This window comes from Beijerinckia mobilis, assembly GCF_000745425.1.
Taxonomy (GTDB): Bacteria; Pseudomonadota; Alphaproteobacteria; order Rhizobiales; family Beijerinckiaceae; genus Beijerinckia; species Beijerinckia mobilis.
In genome coordinates, this window is the sequence record NZ_JQJH01000005.1 from 143,056 (window position 1) to 161,019 (window position 17,964).

15 protein-coding genes are annotated in these 17,964 nt (G+C 60.0%); 8 read left to right on the forward strand and 7 right to left on the reverse strand.

All coding sequences use genetic code 11. The features are described from left to right. Positions 1-7 precede the first annotated feature (7 nt). The 3 genes from DL88_RS07415 to DL88_RS07425 all read right to left on the reverse strand — a co-directional run bounded on the left by DL88_RS07415 (position 8) and on the right by DL88_RS07425 (position 3,728). Positions 8-1,612: a globin-coupled sensor protein gene (locus tag DL88_RS07415; RefSeq protein ID WP_084705040.1), complete on the reverse strand. Its 1,605-nt coding sequence runs from the start codon at positions 1,610-1,612 to the stop codon at positions 8-10. A gap of 102 nt (positions 1,613-1,714) precedes the next feature. After that, complete coding sequence (locus DL88_RS07420) at positions 1,715-2,902, reverse strand: nickel/cobalt transporter (protein ID WP_051955702.1); 1,188 nt, start codon at positions 2,900-2,902, stop codon at positions 1,715-1,717. Between the two features lie 154 nt (positions 2,903-3,056). Beyond that, positions 3,057-3,728: a DUF1007 family protein gene (locus tag DL88_RS07425; RefSeq protein WP_084705041.1), complete on the reverse strand. Its 672-nt coding sequence runs from the start codon at positions 3,726-3,728 to the stop codon at positions 3,057-3,059. A gap of 325 nt (positions 3,729-4,053) precedes the next feature. Here DL88_RS07425 and DL88_RS07430 point away from each other — a divergent pair, with 325 nt between their 5' ends. Further along, entirely contained in the window at positions 4,054-4,338 is a 285-nt protein-coding gene (locus tag DL88_RS07430; protein WP_034994122.1) for a hypothetical protein, read from the forward strand. An 865-nt stretch (positions 4,339-5,203) separates the two neighbouring features. Next, positions 5,204-9,019 carry an indolepyruvate ferredoxin oxidoreductase family protein gene (locus DL88_RS07435; RefSeq protein WP_084705048.1) on the forward strand — a complete coding sequence of 1,272 codons (3,816 nt, stop codon included), beginning with the start codon at positions 5,204-5,206 and terminating at the stop codon, positions 9,017-9,019. Positions 9,020-9,114: 95 nt separating this feature from the next. Here the strand turns inward: DL88_RS07435 and DL88_RS07440 are convergent, their stop codons facing one another. After that, a complete protein-coding gene (locus DL88_RS07440; RefSeq protein ID WP_034994125.1) occupies positions 9,115-9,651 on the reverse strand; it encodes a globin domain-containing protein in 537 nt (178 codons plus the stop codon). A 572-nt stretch (positions 9,652-10,223) separates the two neighbouring features. Between DL88_RS07440 and ykgO the strand changes: the two genes are divergently transcribed. Both ykgO and DL88_RS07450 read left to right on the forward strand, forming a co-directional pair. Further along, positions 10,224-10,349: a type B 50S ribosomal protein L36 gene (gene ykgO / locus DL88_RS07445; protein ID WP_012383102.1), complete on the forward strand. Its 126-nt coding sequence runs from the start codon at positions 10,224-10,226 to the stop codon at positions 10,347-10,349. A 262-nt stretch (positions 10,350-10,611) separates the two neighbouring features. Continuing rightward, the gene (locus DL88_RS07450) at positions 10,612-11,421 is read left to right on the forward strand and encodes a tetratricopeptide repeat protein (protein WP_156970985.1); all 810 of its coding nucleotides are present in this window, start codon (positions 10,612-10,614) and stop codon (positions 11,419-11,421) included. A gap of 68 nt (positions 11,422-11,489) precedes the next feature. Here DL88_RS07450 and DL88_RS07455 read toward each other — a convergent pair whose 3' ends face one another. Both DL88_RS07455 and DL88_RS19290 read right to left on the reverse strand, forming a co-directional pair. After that, the gene (locus tag DL88_RS07455) at positions 11,490-12,485 is read right to left on the reverse strand and encodes a Bcr/CflA family efflux MFS transporter (RefSeq protein WP_051955704.1); all 996 of its coding nucleotides are present in this window, start codon (positions 12,483-12,485) and stop codon (positions 11,490-11,492) included. Between the two features lie 15 nt (positions 12,486-12,500). Then, the gene (locus tag DL88_RS19290; protein WP_051955705.1) at positions 12,501-12,704 is read right to left on the reverse strand and encodes a hypothetical protein; all 204 of its coding nucleotides are present in this window, start codon (positions 12,702-12,704) and stop codon (positions 12,501-12,503) included. A gap of 380 nt (positions 12,705-13,084) precedes the next feature. On the opposite strand from DL88_RS19290, the gene DL88_RS20230 reads away from it, so the two are divergent. Further along, positions 13,085-13,255 (forward strand): hypothetical protein, encoded by a 171-nt coding sequence (locus tag DL88_RS20230; protein WP_156970986.1) that lies wholly within the window; start codon positions 13,085-13,087, stop codon positions 13,253-13,255. A 465-nt stretch (positions 13,256-13,720) separates the two neighbouring features. Here DL88_RS20230 and chpT read toward each other — a convergent pair whose 3' ends face one another. Further along, positions 13,721-14,392, reverse strand: coding sequence for a histidine phosphotransferase ChpT (gene chpT / locus DL88_RS07460; RefSeq protein ID WP_034994128.1), 672 nt, complete (start codon positions 14,390-14,392; stop codon positions 13,721-13,723). A 514-nt stretch (positions 14,393-14,906) separates the two neighbouring features. Between chpT and cysQ the strand changes: the two genes are divergently transcribed. From cysQ to DL88_RS19295, 3 genes are all read left to right on the forward strand, one after another. Beyond that, the gene (cysQ, locus tag DL88_RS07465; protein WP_245270681.1) at positions 14,907-15,803 is read left to right on the forward strand and encodes a 3'(2'),5'-bisphosphate nucleotidase CysQ; all 897 of its coding nucleotides are present in this window, start codon (positions 14,907-14,909) and stop codon (positions 15,801-15,803) included. Between the two features lie 206 nt (positions 15,804-16,009). Next, on the forward strand, positions 16,010-16,624 hold the full coding sequence (locus tag DL88_RS07470; RefSeq protein WP_034994347.1) for a DUF1134 domain-containing protein: 615 nt from the start codon (positions 16,010-16,012) through the stop codon (positions 16,622-16,624). 384 nt (positions 16,625-17,008) lie between these two features. Continuing rightward, positions 17,009-17,809: a hypothetical protein gene (locus tag DL88_RS19295; RefSeq protein WP_156970987.1), complete on the forward strand. Its 801-nt coding sequence runs from the start codon at positions 17,009-17,011 to the stop codon at positions 17,807-17,809. Positions 17,810-17,964 lie beyond the last annotated feature (155 nt).

Here is a 17,964-nt window from a genome sequence, read left to right on the forward strand (position 1 = left end):
ATGTTCCTCACGCGACTGCGGCCAGAGGGGTGATTTCCGGCTGTTCTTCCGCGACCCGTTTCCGGACATATGGTTCCGATGCGGCACGTTCGAGCTGGAACATCTCCATCAGCCGCGCGAGATCGGAGGTTTCATCGGCCAGAAGATGTGTCATGGCGGTGGATTGTTCCACCATCGCGGCATTCTGCTGGGTGATCTGATCGAGCTGGGTGATTGCGCTGTTGATCTCGGCGAGGCCTGAGGCCTGCTGCCGGGTCGATTCGGCGATTTCGGCGACGAAACCGTCGATTTCCTCGGCGCGGGCAATGATGCGTTCGAGAGCCTGTCCCGCATTGCCGACGCGTTCGACGCCCACTGTGACCTCGGCCTCGCTGGTGCGGATCAGCGCCTTGATCTCCTTGGCTGCATCGGCGGAGCGTTGCGCCAGCGCCCGGACCTCGGAGGCGATGACGGCGAAACCCTTGCCGGTTTCTCCGGCGCGGGCCGCCTCGACCCCGGCATTGAGGGCAAGCAGGTTGGTCTGCAATGCGATCTCGTCGATGACCCCGATAATATGGGAAATCTGTTGCGAGGAGGTCTCGATGGCGCTCATGGCATTGGTGGCCTCGGCGACGATGCGGCCTGATTGCACCGCTTCATCGCGCGTGGAAGCGGCGATCGCCGAGGCTTCATGCGCCCGGGTGGCGGCTTCCGCCGTGCCGCGGGTGATTTTGTCGAGCGTCGCCGCGGTTTCCTGGAGATTGGCGGCCTGCTGCTCGGTGCGCCGCGCGAGTTCATCGGCGCTGCGCGCCATTTCATCGGTGCCGCCGCGTATACTGTCGGTGGCCTGTCCCATGGCGGTCAGGATCTGGTGCACTTTTCCGACCGTATCATTGAAATCCTGCCGCAGAGCGTGGAAATCGGCCCCGATGTTATCATCGAGGCGGGAAACGAGGTCGCCCTGTGCAAGGCGCGCCAGTGCGGCTCCGAGCAGTTTGATGGCATGGTGCTGCTGCTCCTCGAGTGCGCGCCTCTTGGCTTCGGCCTTGCGCCGCTCTGCCTCCGTCGCTTCCAGATAGGCGGAAACGGAGAGTTCCATATCGAGCAGGAGCGCCTTCCAAAGCGTGCCGAGGCTCGATGCGGCGCTCTTCATCTGCTTTTGCGATCCGGGCAGCAGTTTTGGCCAATAGGGTGCGAGCAGGCTTTCCGCGAGCCCGGCGCCGATCAGTGCGTAGGCGCCAAGATACCAGCGCGGCTCAAGGCCCAACCGCGCATGGGTGCGTCCAACCGTCAGGACCGCCTGTTCGTAATCGGCGGTGAAATTCGCCTCGAAGAGCAGCCGCCAATGCTCCATCTGTTTCTGGCGGGCGTGATCCATATGCCGCTTGTCGTGAAAGAATTGGCGCATCTGCGGGATGGAAGCCACTTTCTCGTAGAAATGGGCGAGGAGCGGACCGAGCCCAGCCTCCACCACCGGACGCATGGCCCGCAAGGTGGCTATCGTCTCCGCGTCGATCTCCATGAAATCCAGGCGTTCTCGGAAATCGAGACGTTCCTGGAAATCGATGCGTTCCGGAGCTTTGCCCTGTGCACGAGAGGGGATTTGATCTTGCGGTGCGGAGGATATGCTCATGAAACACTGACCTGTCACGATGATATGACAGGAACGATATTGGCGATAAGTTAATATTGCATCGGAGAAATAAGTATATTTCTAGCTTTCCTGCCCTTCTGACTAGATCTTCATGGGGTTACCGAAGTAACTACCTGCAAGCATCAAGCAGCCGAAAAGAAGAATGGCAAGAGCGGCGTAGGTTTCAAGCAAGAATAGCACCAAAAGCGCGTAGCCATCTTCCCTCCCGCCTTCGCCCTTGTCCCTGCCGGCGAAGAGTTTCATCGCGGTGCCTTTCGCATAGACGGTGATGAAGGCGATCGCGCTGGTGGTGAGGGCGGTCCCCGCCGCCATGGCGAGCGTCGCTGCGACGCCGGTGAGGAAAATGCCTTGTGCCAGGGCGAAGATCAAAACCAGAATGGCGCCTGAGCAGGGGCGGGTGCCAGCCGCCAGAACGGCGAGCGCGGCACCTTTGATACCCTGACTGGCGCGGTCGTCTGTGAGGACGAGGGCATGGCCGCAGCCTTCATCGCAAATGTGTTGTGCCGCATTATTGTTCGCGGCATTGGCGGTGCGGGCTGCAGACCCTTCCGCGCTTACGAATTCCGCTTTGAAGGCCGGACGCCGCATTTGTTTCCGTTGGGCTAATTCGGCAACGGGCTGCGGCGCAGCGGGCGAAAAGACGAGGCCAGAGAGAGTTTTGCGCCGGGTGAGCTCCAATGCGGCAAGGGCGAAAAGCCGGCGGCCCTTGCGATAGAGGAGGAAGGCACCAAGCAGAACCATGCCGGCATAGCTTGCCATTTCGAGCAGATGGGCGGTTTGCGTCATCTGCGGCGCGGTCGCACGCAGGAGCAGGGCGGCGATGGTGACCAGGAGGATCGCGACGAGGGCCTGGAGGAGGGCGGCGCAGGTGGAGAGAAGGAGGCCGCGCCGCAGCTTCTTTTCATTGGCGAGGAGATAGGCGGAAAGGACCGCCTTGCCGTGCCCGGGGCCGGCTGCGTGGAAGACGCCATAGGTGAAACTGAGCGCGATGAGAGTGGCGATGGCGCCGCCATCGGAACGGCTCGCCCGCAAGGCGCCGGTCAGTTGCTGATAGAAGCGGCTTTCCATGCCGAGGAGAAAGCCGAAAAAGCCTTGTGACGAGGCGGCACCCTCGCTGGCGCCGACGGCGAAGGGATGATGCAGGCCCTGCGCGAAGGAGGCGCCAGCTCCCAAGATCAGAATCGCCGCCAGCATCACGGTGATGGCGATGAACGAGGCGGAAAGGCGTATCGACAATTTTTTTGGTGAAGAATGGAGCGATCGAACCATGGCGCGCGTAGTATCGTGAGGGATGGTGTTGGGTGCAGGCAGCTTTAACGATGAGGGCGATGCGGCGGCCTTGATCGGAAGACTATCCGCGCTTTTCGGCGGGATTTCGGTTGGTCACGGATGTTTGACGCGGCGCATTGGGTGCGCCTGAACGTCACGGGCAGGCGATGATGATCCGGCTCGCGAGTTTGAGGCCGAAATCGCTGCCCGGCGAGAGGCCGCTGAAAAAGGCTTCATCCAGTTTTTTGCTCTCATCGGCGGCGAGCGGTTGGGCGTTGAACTGGTTGGTCGAGCAGCCCTGCGGGGCTTGATCGAGCACCACCGGCTGTTGCTCAGCCATGGAAAAAGCAACGAAATAGGTTGGATCGTAAATCTGCAGGGAGAAGCTGCGGTTGGCGCTGGCTGGTGTCCGCAACGGCAAGGTGAAGCGCAGCACGACCGATTTATCCGTCTGCTCTTCCAGCGAATAATCCTTAGGGTCTCCAAAGACGACAGGCGTGCCAGCTTCCTTGGCATGGGTGAAATAATCGAATTCCTGAAGCGATTCGACATTGCTCTTGGCCAGAGGCGCAAGCTCCTCGCGAGTCGCGAGGCCGCCGTTCTTGCCGAGCCCCTGGGTCACGAAAGCGGAATACATCGGATCGAAGACCCAGGCCTGCCGGATCGCGCTGATCTTGCCCTGCGGATCGAACAGAACCTGGGCGCGCGCTGTCACGAAGACATGCGGATGCGCTTGCGCGATGGGGGCAGTGCAAAGCCATGCGAGGAGAAAAGCCGCCGTAAAAATCGGCCGGCGTGACAAGCAGGAGAGGCACAGGATCGCCATTCAATTCGCCTTTTGAAATCTCACAAGTGAAAGTCTGCCAGAAAAATTTGCCAAGACTATGCGCATCGCCGCGATGCCAATGCGCTATGCGCCGACCTGATCGCTTATTGACCCCGCGGGGCTGGGCCTTCGATCCGTGCGATTTTTCGACAAGTCATTTGCGTGAGCGGCATCGTGTCGAAATGCGGATACGCTCCGCAAGAGTGGTTGGGTTTTGGACTATCGCGTTCATTAAAGGGACACAAAACTCCAAATAGGATCGGCCTGCCCTTTAGCGACACATGCCAAAGCAAATGTTTGCAGCAACTTTGTCAATGGAGCACATATGATGCCTATCAAGTATCTTCTGATCACGATCACTACGGCTACCGCGCTGGTGACAGCTGCTCATGCTCAGTCATCTTCGGAGAAAGGCCGGGCGGCCTATCACGACGCCGCGGAACAGCGTGCCGATGCTCATCGTGCGGCGGAGGAAGAAGCCCGGGCGCGCGCGGATAAGCATGATCATAATTCCTATGGCGCTGCCGCCGCGGAACGCGCTGCTAACAAGGACAATGCCGACCGTCGCGCGAGAGGGGTGGATGCAGCCGCGGAACGTGCTCGTCGTTGATTGTATCGCAGTGGCCCGCTGATCTCACGATCAGACTCTTGATTGCTATGGCTTTATCCATGCGGCACGGAGCTTTCGAGCCGGGGCACAGGCCAAGGATGTGAGATAGGCTGCATTCACACCTGGCAGCAAGATCGCCAAAACCTTTTGGCGATCTTGCTGCTGTTTGAAATAGGATCACCCTGCCTTGGAGCACTGGTGCGGCCTGCAAACGGAAGGCGGAAGAGCAAGTTACTTGCTGCAGATGCTCAAGCGTTCCACCAGCCGGTAAGGGGGCCGGAAGCCGTCATCGGCCGGCTCCTGTGTATGTGATCCATGCGGAAAAGACGAGGACCTTGTTGAGATCGACTGCGCAATCAATGCCAAGTGTCGCACGCCGCACTCATCGCGGCCAAACGATAATGGGCCCGTAATTATCGCAATTTGAAATATGGTGCCGCCTTTCTGCTCCGGCGCCGTCGCGAGAAAATATGAAAGCCTTCATGATTCATTTTTCATTCGGCATCATCCTCGCCAGGCGAAGCGCCAGATAGGAACAGGCCGTTTCGCCCGTGCTGTGAAACTCGCAGAAGCTTGCAGAAGCTTGCAGAGAATTGAGAGAGAAAATTTGCTGATTTCAGCAGGCTGCGCGCAGGATAGGGGACGCTCGGCTTGGAATGAGGTCCATGCCAGCCTATGCTGGAGAAACAGCAGCCGGTGTCGCGGTGCGTTCTGGGACAGTCAATGGCCCGATCGCCGCTCCTTTAACCGTCTCCACTTTGCCGGATCGTCAGACGGGGAACGGTCCGGCAAAGTGGAGACCTTGGAGATTCCCCTCGAAGATTTCGCTTGGAAATCTTCCCTGGAGATTTCCCATGGAGATTTCATGGTGAAGGTCGCGGTCAGCCAGAATAACCGCCGAGACGCAACCCTCCGGGACGAGTGGCGCCCGGATGTGGACCCAGGTGAAGCATCGCCCCCATCCGACCAACCGAAAAACACCGATCCGCTCAGCATCGTCCCGGAAGGCGCCGCGCAGGAAAATGCCACGCAGGAAATCCCCGTTCAAGCCAATGGCCTGTCGGGCAGCACCGTGACGGATCGGACCGCAACCCCAACGACGACCCTCACTATCCCCGGGGGGAGCCTGCGCGCCTATCTCAATCTGGCGGAGGAACGGCTCTTTCTCACCGGTGCGCAGGTTTTCGTGCGGCTGCTCCTGATGCAGAAGCAACGCGACCGTCAGGCGGGGCTCGACACGGCGGGTTTCGTCTCCGGCTATCGCGGCTCGCCGCTCGGCGGCGTCGATCTGGAGTTTTTACGCGCCAAAACGGCCCTGGATCACGAAAAAATCCTGTTCCAGCCCGGGCTCAACGAGGATTTGGCGGCGACGGCGGTTTGGGGAACGCAGCAGATCGGCCTCACCGGCGAGGCGAGCCATGACGGCGTCTTTTCGCTCTGGTATGCGAAAGGACCGGGAGTCGATCGCAGTGGCGACGCCTTGCGTCATGCCAATCTCGCCGGAACGGCGCGGCATGGCGGGGTTCTGGCGATTGCCGGCGATGATCATACCGCTGAATCCTCCTCCACGGCGCATCAATCCGAATATTCCTTTATCGATGCGATGATCCCGGTTCTGGCACCTGCAGACGTGCAGGATCTTCTCGATTTCGGTCTTCTTGGCCTCGCGATGAGCCGTTTCTCCGGCTGCTGGGTGGCGCTGAAATGCGTCAAGGAAGTCGTTCAGGCGACCGCGACGATCGAGGCCGGACCTTTGCGCGCGTTGCCGCTTCTGCCATGCGATGATCAGGCGCCGCTGGCCTCCCTGAACATACGGGCCGGAGATGGTTTCATCGCGCAGGATGCGAGGCTGCAAACGGACAAGCAGCGGGCCGTCGCCGCCTTCATCCGGGCCAATCACCTCGACAGGATTGTTTTTGACGGTGGCATGGCGCCGCGCATCGGGCTTGTCGCTGCCGGCAAAAGCTATCGCGATCTGCGTCAGGCCCTGGCTCTCCTCGGCATCGAGGAGGCGCAAGAGGCTGAAGCGCTCGGGCTCCGACTCTACAAGCCCGGCTGTGTCTGGCCGCTCGAACGCGAAGGCCTGCGTGCTTTCGCGGCCGGGCTCGACTGCATCATCGTCGTCGAGGAAAAGCGCGCCCTGATCGAGACGCAGCTGCGCGATCATCTCTACGCCTGCACTGAGCGTCCCGCCGTGCTCGGCAAGGAGGATGCTCACGGCAATCCGCTGTTTCCCGCGAGCGGCGCTTTTGAACCGGCGGACATCGCTTTGGCGATCGGTGGTTTCCTTCTAGACCATGGCGCTGTTGGTGCGCAGCATGAGCGTGTCGCCCGGTGTCTCGATGATTTGCGGCAGGCGCATGGGCAATTGGCCGCCATCGCCGATATCGGGCGGCGTGTGCCCGGCTTTTGTGCCGGCTGCCCGCATAATCTTTCGACACAGGTTCCAGAGGGCATGCGGGCGCATGCCGGCATCGGCTGCCATTTCATGGTGCTCGGCACCGAGCGCGCGGCGGGTGGTTTCACCCATATGGGCGCCGAGGGCGCGAGCTGGATCGGCGAAGCGCCCTTTTCTCAGCGTGGCCATGTCATCCAGAATCTTGGCGACGGCACCTATACCCATTCCGGCCTTCTCGCCGTGCGTTTCGCCGTCGCGTCTGGCGTCAACATCACCTACAAACTTCTGTTCAATGATGCCGTGGCCATGACTGGAGGCCAGGTGCCGGAAGGCGCGCCGACGGTCGACCGGATTGCCCGGCAGCTTGCCGCCGAAGGCGTCGCGCGCATCACGATCGTTGCCGATGAGCCGGATAAATATCCGCCGGGCATTGACTGGCCGCAGGGGATCACCATCGAACCACGGCGTAACCTCGAGGCGGTGCAGCGCCGTCTCGCGGATATCGCCGGGGTGAGCGTGCTCATCTATGATCAGACCTGTGCGACCGAGAAGCGCCGCCGCCACAAGCGCGCACAGGCGGCTGCCGCCGAAAAGGGGCCTGCAAAAGCCGGAGAGCGCCGGGTCGTCATCAATGAATTGCTTTGTGAGGGCTGCGGGGATTGCGGGCTCGTATCGAATTGCGTCGCCATCCAGCCCAAGGAGACCGCCTTCGGTCGCAAGCGCCAGATCGACCAATCGGCCTGCTCCCAGGATTTTTCCTGCCTCGAAGCTTCCTGCCCGGCGCTCGTCACGGTCGAGGGCGTGCGGCCGCGCCGCCTCGCCTCACGGGACGGAGCGCATTTTCCTGATCTGCCGCCTCCCGATTTGCCGGAGATCGGCGCGCAGCCCTATAGCATTCTCGTCGCTGGCATCGGCGGCACCGGCGTCGTGACCATCGGCTCGCTTTTGGGCCTCGCCGCTCATCTCGAAGGCAAGGCCTGCGGCATCAATGATATGGCGGGCCTGGCGCAAAAGGGCGGCGCGGTATTCAGCCATGTGCGCATCGCGCGCGCTGCGGAGGCGATCCATTCCATCCGCATCGGCCAGGGTGAGGCCGATCTGGTTCTCGGCTGTGACCTGCTCGCCTCGGCGACGCGCAAGGTGCTGATCGCCATTGCGAAAGGGCGGACTGGCGTTCTCGTCAATGATGCGGAAGTCTTTCCCGGCGATTTCGCCCGCGATGCCGATTATCGTCTGCCGGCCCCGGAATGCCGGCTGGCGCTCGATGAGGCAGCGGGCGGCGCCCGTTTCGTCGAGGCGACGAAACTGGCCAATCTGCTGTTTGGCCAGGCGCTCGCGGCCAATCTGTTCCTTCTGGGCCACGCCTGGCAACAGGGTCTCGTGCCACTTGCTGAAGAATCGCTGCTAGCAGCGATTGCGTTGAATGGTCACGCGGTCGCGATGAATCGTGAGGCGTTTCTTTGGGGCCGCCGCGCCGCCGCTTTTCCGGAACGGCTCGCGGCCTTTTTGGCTTCCAGTGAATTACCCGCCTGGAGGGATGCGCCGGAGACGGAACTTGCGCCTATCGTCGCGCGGCGTGCCGACTATCTGACCGCCTATCAGAATAGGGCCTATGCGGACAAATATCGCGCCTTCGTCATGCGGGTTGCCGCCGCCGAGGCGGCGGTGCCCGGTGAGACGCTGCTCACGCGCACAGTGGCCCAGGCCTATTTCAAGCTCCTTGCCGTCAAGGATGAATATGAAGTCGCGCGTCTTTACACGGATGGTTCGTTTCAGCGCCAGCTCGGGCAATCCTATGAAGGCGAGCCGCGGCTGACTTTCTATTTCAGCCCATGGTACACCCCTTGGCGCAAGGGCGGTGCGGAGAGGAGCCAGCGGCCGAAAAAATGGAGCTTTGGCTCGCCCATGCTGCCTATTTTGCGGCTGCTCGCACGGCTGAAAGTGCTGCGTGGCACCCCCGCTGATCCTTTCGCGCTTCTCGGAAGGCATTGTGCGGACCGCGCGGATCGCCACGCCTATGAAACGCTGATCAAGGAAATTTTGCCGCGCCTTACGCCAGCCAATCATACTGTCGCCGTGGAACTTGCCGGCCTGCCCGAGACGATTCGCGGCTTCGGCCCGGTCCGTGAGCGCAGCCGCCGTCTCGCTCAGGCGGAAGAAATGCGTCTGCGGCAACGCTTCGCGGCCATGGAAAAGGTCGAGGGCGGCGCCGATGTCGCTGTCTCTGCCGCGCTCGCCATGGCCTCCGCTGCCCCGAACACCACTCTCGCCGCAGCGGAATAGGCCGGGATCCGACGGTTCCTCAGCCAGTTTTGCCAGTCCGTTCGCGGAAGGCCCGCGGAAGGCCTTTGACCAGAAAGCCTCGCGCCGCCGTTGCTTCAGGTGGTCGGCGGGGTCGAGGCGTCGCCGGATTTCGGCATAGGCGCGTCCGCCGGCAGGCCGCGGACTTCCGGATAGGCGGCATTGCACATGATGCCGCAGATGCGCGAGAGAACTGCGACGAAAGCTTCCGCCACCTGGCCGTTGAAGATTTCGTCCCCCAATTGCTTATGGAATGTCCACAGCAATGCTTTCACGAATGGCTGATAATGCTCGAGCTTGACACCCGCCTTCATGTGGACGACGCCAAGCTCCTGCATCGTGTTCAGCGTGTCGTGCAGACGGTTCATTGACCGCACGAGCAGGGTGAGCATATCGGGGAATTTCTGCTTGGTGCCTTCGAGATCCTTGAAGAGTTCCTGCGTATCGGGCGCGAGTTCGAACAGTTTCGGATAGAAGACATCGCCGAATGCCTGATTGGCGTCCCGCTTCTGCTTTTCATAGCGCTGAATGATGATCTCGCTATTGCCTTCCGGCCGGGGCGGCAGCAGGCGGATGATCGTTCGCTTGACGATTTCCACTTGTTCGTTGGTCATCGAACCTATCCTCTTGTTACAGTGACGAGTTTCGCGAGGTCGAGAGCGACACAGGCTGCGATCGGCAACGGGTATTCTGGAATGGAAGGAAGCGCCAGACCCTTTTTCTCAAGTCCCGGGGCTTCTCCTTGTTGGCGTAAGGACAAGCAGTTTATATGCCTTGGCTGCTCTCTCCCGCAGGGTATCGCGCAGCCTGCAGCGTCTGTACCGGCCAAACGCGAGCCGTAGCAGAGCGCGCATATGTGGGCTTGCGCAAATGCGCGGCTTGCGGCATATGAACCGCTCACGAGGCTCGCTGCCCGTGGTGCGGCTTCGCCGTACCTGGTTGTGGCGGCGGCGTTGGGCGGGGCCTGTCCGGATCTTTCCGAGCGGCTTCACTTGGATAAAGAGTGTATCGGACCGTCTTATTTGACCGTCCGAGCCTCAGGGATGCCTGGGTCACGAGGCGAAAGCGATCGTCTCGAGAGGCTGCGGGGACTTCTCCACCCAACCATGAATTCATGAGGATCATGCGGGAAGCGCAGTGCTTCCACAGGGTCCTCCATTGCAAACGAAGACCCTGGATCGAAACGATGAAAGTCCGTAATTCCCTCAAGTCGCTGCGCACGCGCCATCGCGACAATCGCCTCGTGCGCCGCAAGGGGCGCGTCTATATCATCAACAAGACCCAGAAGCGCTATAAGGCCCGCCAAGGCTAACCTCCCATAGTGGAGGTAGCTTGCCGTTTGGTGCTGATTCCATGGCATAAGCCAGCTCGGCCTGCGAGCCCGGCTACCTGAAGCCGGAAAATCGCAAACGGAAGGCGGAACGAGCCCCTTTGTTTCCGAATTCACCTGGTGTGATTCGCCGCATTTTGACCTTGATGCGCGACTGGTCTACCTTGAGGCCATGCAGAGGTTTTCTCCTTTTATGGGCTCGCATGCGGCGAATGGCGTCCCTCGTGTGATGACATTCGGATCCTTGTCTGCGTCCCGTTGGATGGCCGCTTTTACTTTTGCGGCTTTTCTTTCCTGTTCCGTGGCGTTTTGCGATTCCTATACGCCGCGCAATCCATCGCCTTTCGGTCCGGATTGGCGTGCGCAGGATGATTGGTCCTATCCGCGCGATCCGATGCAGGGCTGGCCATTCGGACAGGCTCCTGAAACCTATCCCCCGAATCGCTACCAGCGCCATTCCCACACGCCGGAGCCGCATATAGCGCCCCGGCATGAGGAAGCCAAACCCCGGCCGGATCCTGCTGAACGATTGAAAAAGGCTCTGGCACCGCCGCCAGATCCCAATGTTCAGCGTGAGCAGGCTCTGAAAAATCTGCAAGATCGGCTGCAGGCGGCGCAAGATGCGGATGAAGCCAAGGGGCTTGCAGGCCTCATTCAGGAAATCTGGCTCCGCTCACCCTCCCCGACGGCTAATCTGCTGATACGGCGCGCGGGCGCTGCGAGCTTGGCGAAGGATTTTTCCTCCGCCGAGGATATTCTCGACAGGCTGGTGTTGTTGCAGCCGAATTGGGCTGAGGCGCATAATCAGCGGGCCCAATTACGTTTTCTGACAGGCAATTTTCAGGGTGCGATGATCGACATCGATGAAACCCTGCGCCTTGAGCCGAGGCATTTCGGCGCGATGACGACAATGGGCCTTATTCTCGAACAGACCGGCTTTGAAGCGCAGGCATTGACCATCTTTCGCAAAAGCTTGACCGTTTATCCGCATCAGCCTGCCGTCGAAGCTCTCGTCAAGAAGCTCACTCTGGCGGTCGAGGGCCGCGATATTTAGAGATTTACAGCGTTCAGAGAAAGTTGTGTGGAAGCGCTGCACAATCGCTCGTGGCGAGATCCCGGCTCTCAGGGCTGCGCATTGCGAAACAGACGCGCGCTGGCAAACCACAGGCTGGCGGAAGCGAGGCCGCAACCGGCGATGGCCAGAACCAGCGGATAGGCGGACTCGTTCTGGCAGGCAGCGATAAGCGAACTCGCAATAAAGGCAAGGCCGAACTGGAACACGCCGATCAGTGACGAGCCGCTGCCGCCATGGGCGCCGCTTGCGGCCATGGCGATGGCGGCGCTGTTGGCGCCGATGAAACCGAGCGTGCCGATGGCGAACCACAACGCGATCAGAATGCCCGGCAGAGAATGGAAGGAGACCATGAGTACGGCGGCGAGGCCGGCGATAACATTGACGATCAATGCCGAGCCGAGCACGGTTTGCGGGCTTTTACGGTGCAGCGCCATGCGATTGCTCTGGCCGGCAAGGATCAGCGCCAGGGCCACGCAACCGAAAATCCAGCCGTAAGTCTGCGCGCTGACATGGAAGAGGGTGATGAAGACGAAGGGCGAGCCGGTTATGAAGGCGAACATCGAAGCCTGCGCCAGCCCTCCGGCAACGACCGGCACGCCAAAGGCCGGGTTGCGCAACAGATCGACCCAGATCCGCAGGATCGCGAAAAGATTGGATTTGTGCCTGTCTTCCGGGGCGAGGGTTTTGGGGACGAACAGCAAGAACAAAGTGCCGCAGATGAGGCCGAAGCCGAGCATGATGAGGAAGATCACCTGCCAGCTGGCATGGGAGACGACGAAGCCGCCGAGGACCGGCGCCAGCATCGGCACCAGGGTCATGATCATGATGAGAAGCGAGAGTGTCCGCGCGGCTTCCCGTGGCGCATAGAGATCCCTCACGATGGCGCGCCCGATGATCATGCCGGCGCTGCCGCCGATAGCCTGAAAGAAACGCAGAACTGTGAAGGTGTGAAGATCCGGCGCGAAGAGGCAGCCGGCCGTCGCTACGACATAGATGGATACGCCCGCGAGCAAGGGTCGGCGCCGGCCATAGCGATCGGCCAATGGTCCATAAACACCCTAACCTAAGGCAAGGCCGAGAAAAAACACCGAAAGCGTGATTTCGATGGCACTATCGGCGACGCCGAAACGGTCCGCCATCACATGGAAGGCTGGCAGATACATATCTGTGGCCATCGGTGGAAAGCCGGCAAGGAGCGCCAGCACCACGATGAGAAGAAAGGGCGGAATTTTTTTCGCAGGTTTTGGCGCGGTCACAATCATGTCTGTCACTGATGGCGGAGGGGCAGCGGGTCATCGCAATTGCCGAGGAGGCTGATGAGCGAACTATGCCCATGACGAAGGGGTGCGGATTGCCCTGAATCCTAAGGGCCGTGGTGGCTTCACGCCAGCCAGAGCCGCGCCATGACTTTGTCTCTCACCTGATCGTGAAAGTCCGGCCCGGGAATCTCATTCCTTTGCCCGAGGATCGCGCCGGTCAACGAAAGGCTTCCGTCTCGCTTGGCCCTGCCTGCGGCTGACACCAGGATCTCGCAGCCTCACAAACGGCATGCCGTCTGCCAGATTTGCGGCATGATCGTTACCGATCTTGAAGGCGCTTCCTCCGATGGCTTGTCCCTTCGTGATTATCGTGACGATACCGATTGATGGTGTCGTCCTTGATTGTGGGTTCCTGTTTAGCCGATGGTCTCGAATTTCTTCCGTGCCGACCCGTCGCCTTGGGCTTCGGGCTGACGGGAAATGAGCCGGTGCCGGAAACAACGATGCTGCAATGGAAAAAGATTCAGGACAAGCAGTTTTTCCTGTCGGAATGATTTATGCGCTTGAACGTGCGGTTTGCGGAGCTACTGCCCTGGTTTGTGCAATGCCGGACCTTTGAAATGACATTCGCGGAAGTGCGCTGTCATTTCGGCGTCGAATCCTGTGTCTGAAAAGAGATGATGCCGTGAAGTGATTGCGGGATTATCCCAAGATCAAGCGCATTTCCGGCTGTATGCGTGCCAGGTCCGCCAAGCTTGACAAAGATGCTATCGTAACAAAACTCAATCACACATCTTTGGCCTTGAAACCGGATTTCTCGCCGAGACACGGTATGCCATCGCACATTCAACGGGGTGAGACTTCTTCACAGAGGACCAAAGCAGCCTGCTGCCCGGAGCGTTATGGCATTGGAGTCAAAATTATTGCCCTATTCAAAAGCATTTGACGTGGTTGCGGAATAGAAAGCGTCGCCCTTCCTTTGGTGGACCAGGCGACGCGTCTGTGCCGCGCTCCCGTCCTCAGGCGACGGATTCCAGAGCGTTCGTGGCGGGAATAGGGGTGGCGGTGATCCGGATGAGATTGGGCTCGGCATCGAGGGCGAGCGTCATACCGGCGCTTTTGGCGACGAGACCCGTATAATAGGCCTGAATTCCGTGAGCATCGACCGATCCCGATTCCGGCGTGCCCGCAAGCAGCGGAGGCACGTGATTGGCGAGACGGGCATTGGTGCCCTGCGCTTCGATCTGGAGATGGGTCGCCGCCTCGCCCCCTTCTATGGTGACGGAAACGACGCCGCCGCGCGGCAGGGCGGTCATGCCGATGAGGCTGAGATTCAGGACGAGCTTTACCTTGTCCTTGGCCATCAACACACGGGGGACGTGCCAGTCGAGACTCGCCTTGCCGTCCGCGAAAAGACCGCGGACCACGCGTTCCGCATCCCCCGTATCGATCATGGCTCCCGCCGATCCGGCGGCGCCGAAAGCAAGCCGGCAGAATTGCAGGCGTGAAGAGGCTGTCTCAGCGCTTTTCTTGATCAATTCAAGAGCGAGTTCGCGCTGGCTTTCGTCCTTTTCTTCCTCGAGAACTTCGAGTCCGTTGACGATGGCGCCGACCGGGCTGATGACGTCATGGCAGACCCGCGAACAGAGCAGGGCGGCGAGATCCATGGCATCGAGGGAGAATTGGGTCATTCGTCTTCCATATTGAATGAGAGGCGCAGGCCGCGCGGATGAAGGCACGGACCGGCGCAAAAGACCGGCTGAAAAGGTCGGCTCTCCGCCCCGCAAGGCCGGAAACTTTGTCTGAGTATGGTTAACAATGGTTAATAATTTGATTGCAAATCGCAGCGATGGTCGCTCTTTGAAGATCGTTCATTGGTTGTCGGGTGCAAATCAATCGCAGAGATGCAAGTGATTCCAAAGTTTTGGAACGCTGAAAGTCCTAATCACTTCATTTTATCGCGGCAGCCTTGCCCCAATCTTGACAAAATTCACCATTTCAGGTGCTTCATCGCCGCTCGTGCCAGGGGCTGCAAATTGCCCGTCATCTCCTTATTTTTAAAGGGGATAAAGCAAGGCGTTCAGGCCTGCGGGGATAGCCGTAGCCTTCGTCTTTTCGTCCCATGGCCATATGTGGATAAAGACTTTAATTTAAATTGGAATTCAGGAAGGAATCCGTCACGTTACGGATGCAAGGCCAGGGTCCATGATGAATGCTGTGATCAACGCAAATTCCTCCCTCGCGCCAAATGGCCGTGCCCCGACAAGCCGGTTATCTCCACAGCAGCGCGACGCGATAGCGGAGATTTTCGGCGTCATCGTGCTGGAGGCTGCTGTCGAGGTCATGCGGGTCTATTGCAGTGACCCTCATGCCCGGTGCAAGCCGGATCAGAGCCCCGTATGTGATGCCGATGAGAAGGCGGAAGCGATCATTCTCGCGCGCCTTGCCGATAAACTGCCGCAATTTTCTGTGGTGGCCGAAGAGGCCTGCGCCCGCGGCGAGCGCCCGCTTTGCGGCTCTTCCTTCATCCTTGTGGATCCGGTCGATGGCACCAAGGAGTTTTTGAGCCGCACCAATGAATTCACCATCAATATCGCGTTGATCGAGGCGGATGAGCCGGTCGTCGGCGTCGTCTATGCCCCGGCCATCGATCGGCTGTGGCTGGGCGGTGGCGAGGCATCGGTCTGCACCGTCGCTCCAGGCCAACCCCTCCCCGCGCGCGAGGCTCGCACGCATATTCATGTTCGCCCGGCGCCCGTCGAGGGGCTCACTGCTTTGGCCAGCCGCTCACATTCCAATGCTGAGACGGAAGAGTTTCTCGGCCATTTACCGGTTGTCGAACGCTATTCGGCGGGGTCTTCGCTCAAATTCTGCGCTGTCGCCGAGGGACGCGCCGATGTCTATCCCCGTTTCGGGCCCACCATGGAATGGGATACGGCGGCGGGCGATGCTATATTGCGGGCAGCCGGCGGTTTGGTGCTCGATCTCGACAATCATCCGCTCGCCTATGGCAAGGCGAAGGCGAATTACCGCAATACGTTTTTCATTGCCTGGGGCGATCATTCGATCATACCCGACAAGCCCATCGCTTCCCTCTCCTGAGCAGGTGGGAACGGGCATCCGCTGGTAAGCCACCGCGTAGTGGTGGTACGCGAATCACCCCCGGATTTGCCACGCGAGTAGGCCATTCTAAGACTTCGTTAACCCCCTTGCTTCAAAGCTCGTCAGGATCCTCGAAGAGGGTCCAAATTTACGCACAGTTGCAAATTTAAGACTGCTGCAAATTGGCGCTGCTGACGGAGGGGCTGATGCATTCGCGCAGGACTGTGACGCAAGGACTTCTCGGCATGGCGGGCCTTAGAATGGCAGGTCTTGCGGGAACCGGCCTGGGGTTTGGAGGCATATCAGGAGCGAGAGCCGCTCCCGAGCCCGAACGGCCCGAGGATATTTCGACCGAGGAAGTGCTTGAAAGCGGCCACCGTTTCTTCGGCTCTCTCTCGCGCGGTCTCGCCAAAATCGTTGAAAGCGCGACGCGGCAATGGGGCCGCCCCAATGGCTATATTCTCGGTCAGGAAGCCAGCGGAGCCTTCATCGGCGGTCTGCGCTATGGCGAGGGTGTGATGTATACGCGCAACGCCGGTAATCTGCGGGTCTATTGGCAGGGGCCGTCGCTCGGCTTCGATGCCGGGGCCGATGGCGATCGCACCATGATGCTGGTTTATAATCTGCCGGCGGCTCAAGCGATTTATAACCGTTATGGCGGCGTGGCAGGTTCCGCCTATGCCATCGGCGGCTTCGGCATGACCGCGCTGATGATGGATGATGTTTACATCGTTCCGATCCGGGCGGGTATCGGCGCAAGGCTTGGCTTGAATATTTCCTATCTGAAGTTTACCCCGACCTCGACCTGGAATCCCTTCTGACGCCAAAATCCGCGCGGCATGAAGCATCAGGATTTGGCGCCCGCGAAAACGGGGGAGGGGCGGCTCTCAGGCCGGACTGCATTGATCTAAAGGCCGTGGCCATGGGGACTTGGTATGCCACCATTCCGAAGGAATAAGGCGGTATCCTCTTTCAAATCTCCGAAACAGAACGATTTGAAAGATCGGAACCTGGAAATCCTGCGGAATCCGGGTCTATGACATCCCGATGGCGCGTCCTTGTGCGTTCTGGATTCATCCGGAAACGCTCCGCTCAAAAACAAGGGTATTTTCATTCAGGGGCAATCGCGAAGCGATTCAACATGAACGGAAATGCTCCAGGCCCCGAGCGGCACGCCGTTATTCGTCCAATCTGTGGCAGGCTGCGTGATCGAACAGATAATGCTTTTCGGGCTTGGCTTCCTGATCGCGGGAATGCTGGCGCTGGCTTTTGTTCCGGTTTTCTGGCACCGGGCTCTGCGTTTGACGCGGGCGCGGCTCGAACGGCAATTGCCCCTGACGCCTGAGGAGATTCAGGCCGATCAGGATTTCCTCCGTGCCGAAGCGGCGCTCCAGCAGAGGCGGCTGGAACAGAAATGCGAGGCTGCCAATGAGGCGCATATCGGCGATATGGTGGAGATCGGCCGGCGCGAATGGCGCATCGGCCATCTCGTCACGGAACTCGACCAACAGAGCAGCCTCGCGCGCGAGCGTCTGAATGAGATCAATCGACTGAGCGGTTTGCTGCAAGGATCCGAAACCGAAGCTGCGAGCCTCCTGCAGCGTTTCGAAGCGATCCGGTTTCTCTGCGAGGAACAGGCGACGGCCCTGCAGAAACTGCAGGAGGAAAGGGATCAGTTCCTCCGCGAGAAGGAAGATAAATCACTGGCGCTCGTCAATTGCCTGAAGGCGCTTGCCGAATTGCATGAACGCCATCGCGCGCTGCTCCACCGCATGGAGGCCCAAGATGGAGGGCGGGCTGGAGGGCAGGGTGGTGGCGACAAAGCCCCACGCAGTTTCGAGGATGATCTCGCCGAAGCGCGCGTCAGAGACGGCCGGCCGCCGAGCCAGGAAGCCATGCTGCTGCGTCAGGAAATCCGCAAGGTGGGAGCGGAAATGGTGGGTCTCATGCGCGAGGCCCATGAGGATGAGCGGAAACGCCCGGATCAGATGAAAACGAAGCGGTGAAGGGGGCTGATCCCCGCGCAGATTTGCGGATGCGTTTGATAGGCCTGGTTTCATCGCGCTTCAAGACGATGAGACAGGCTGCGTGCCGTCCTGCCCGATGTTTCCCTTCAGTGAGTGCACCAAACCCGCGCTGTTGCTGGATCGCTCTGCGATGG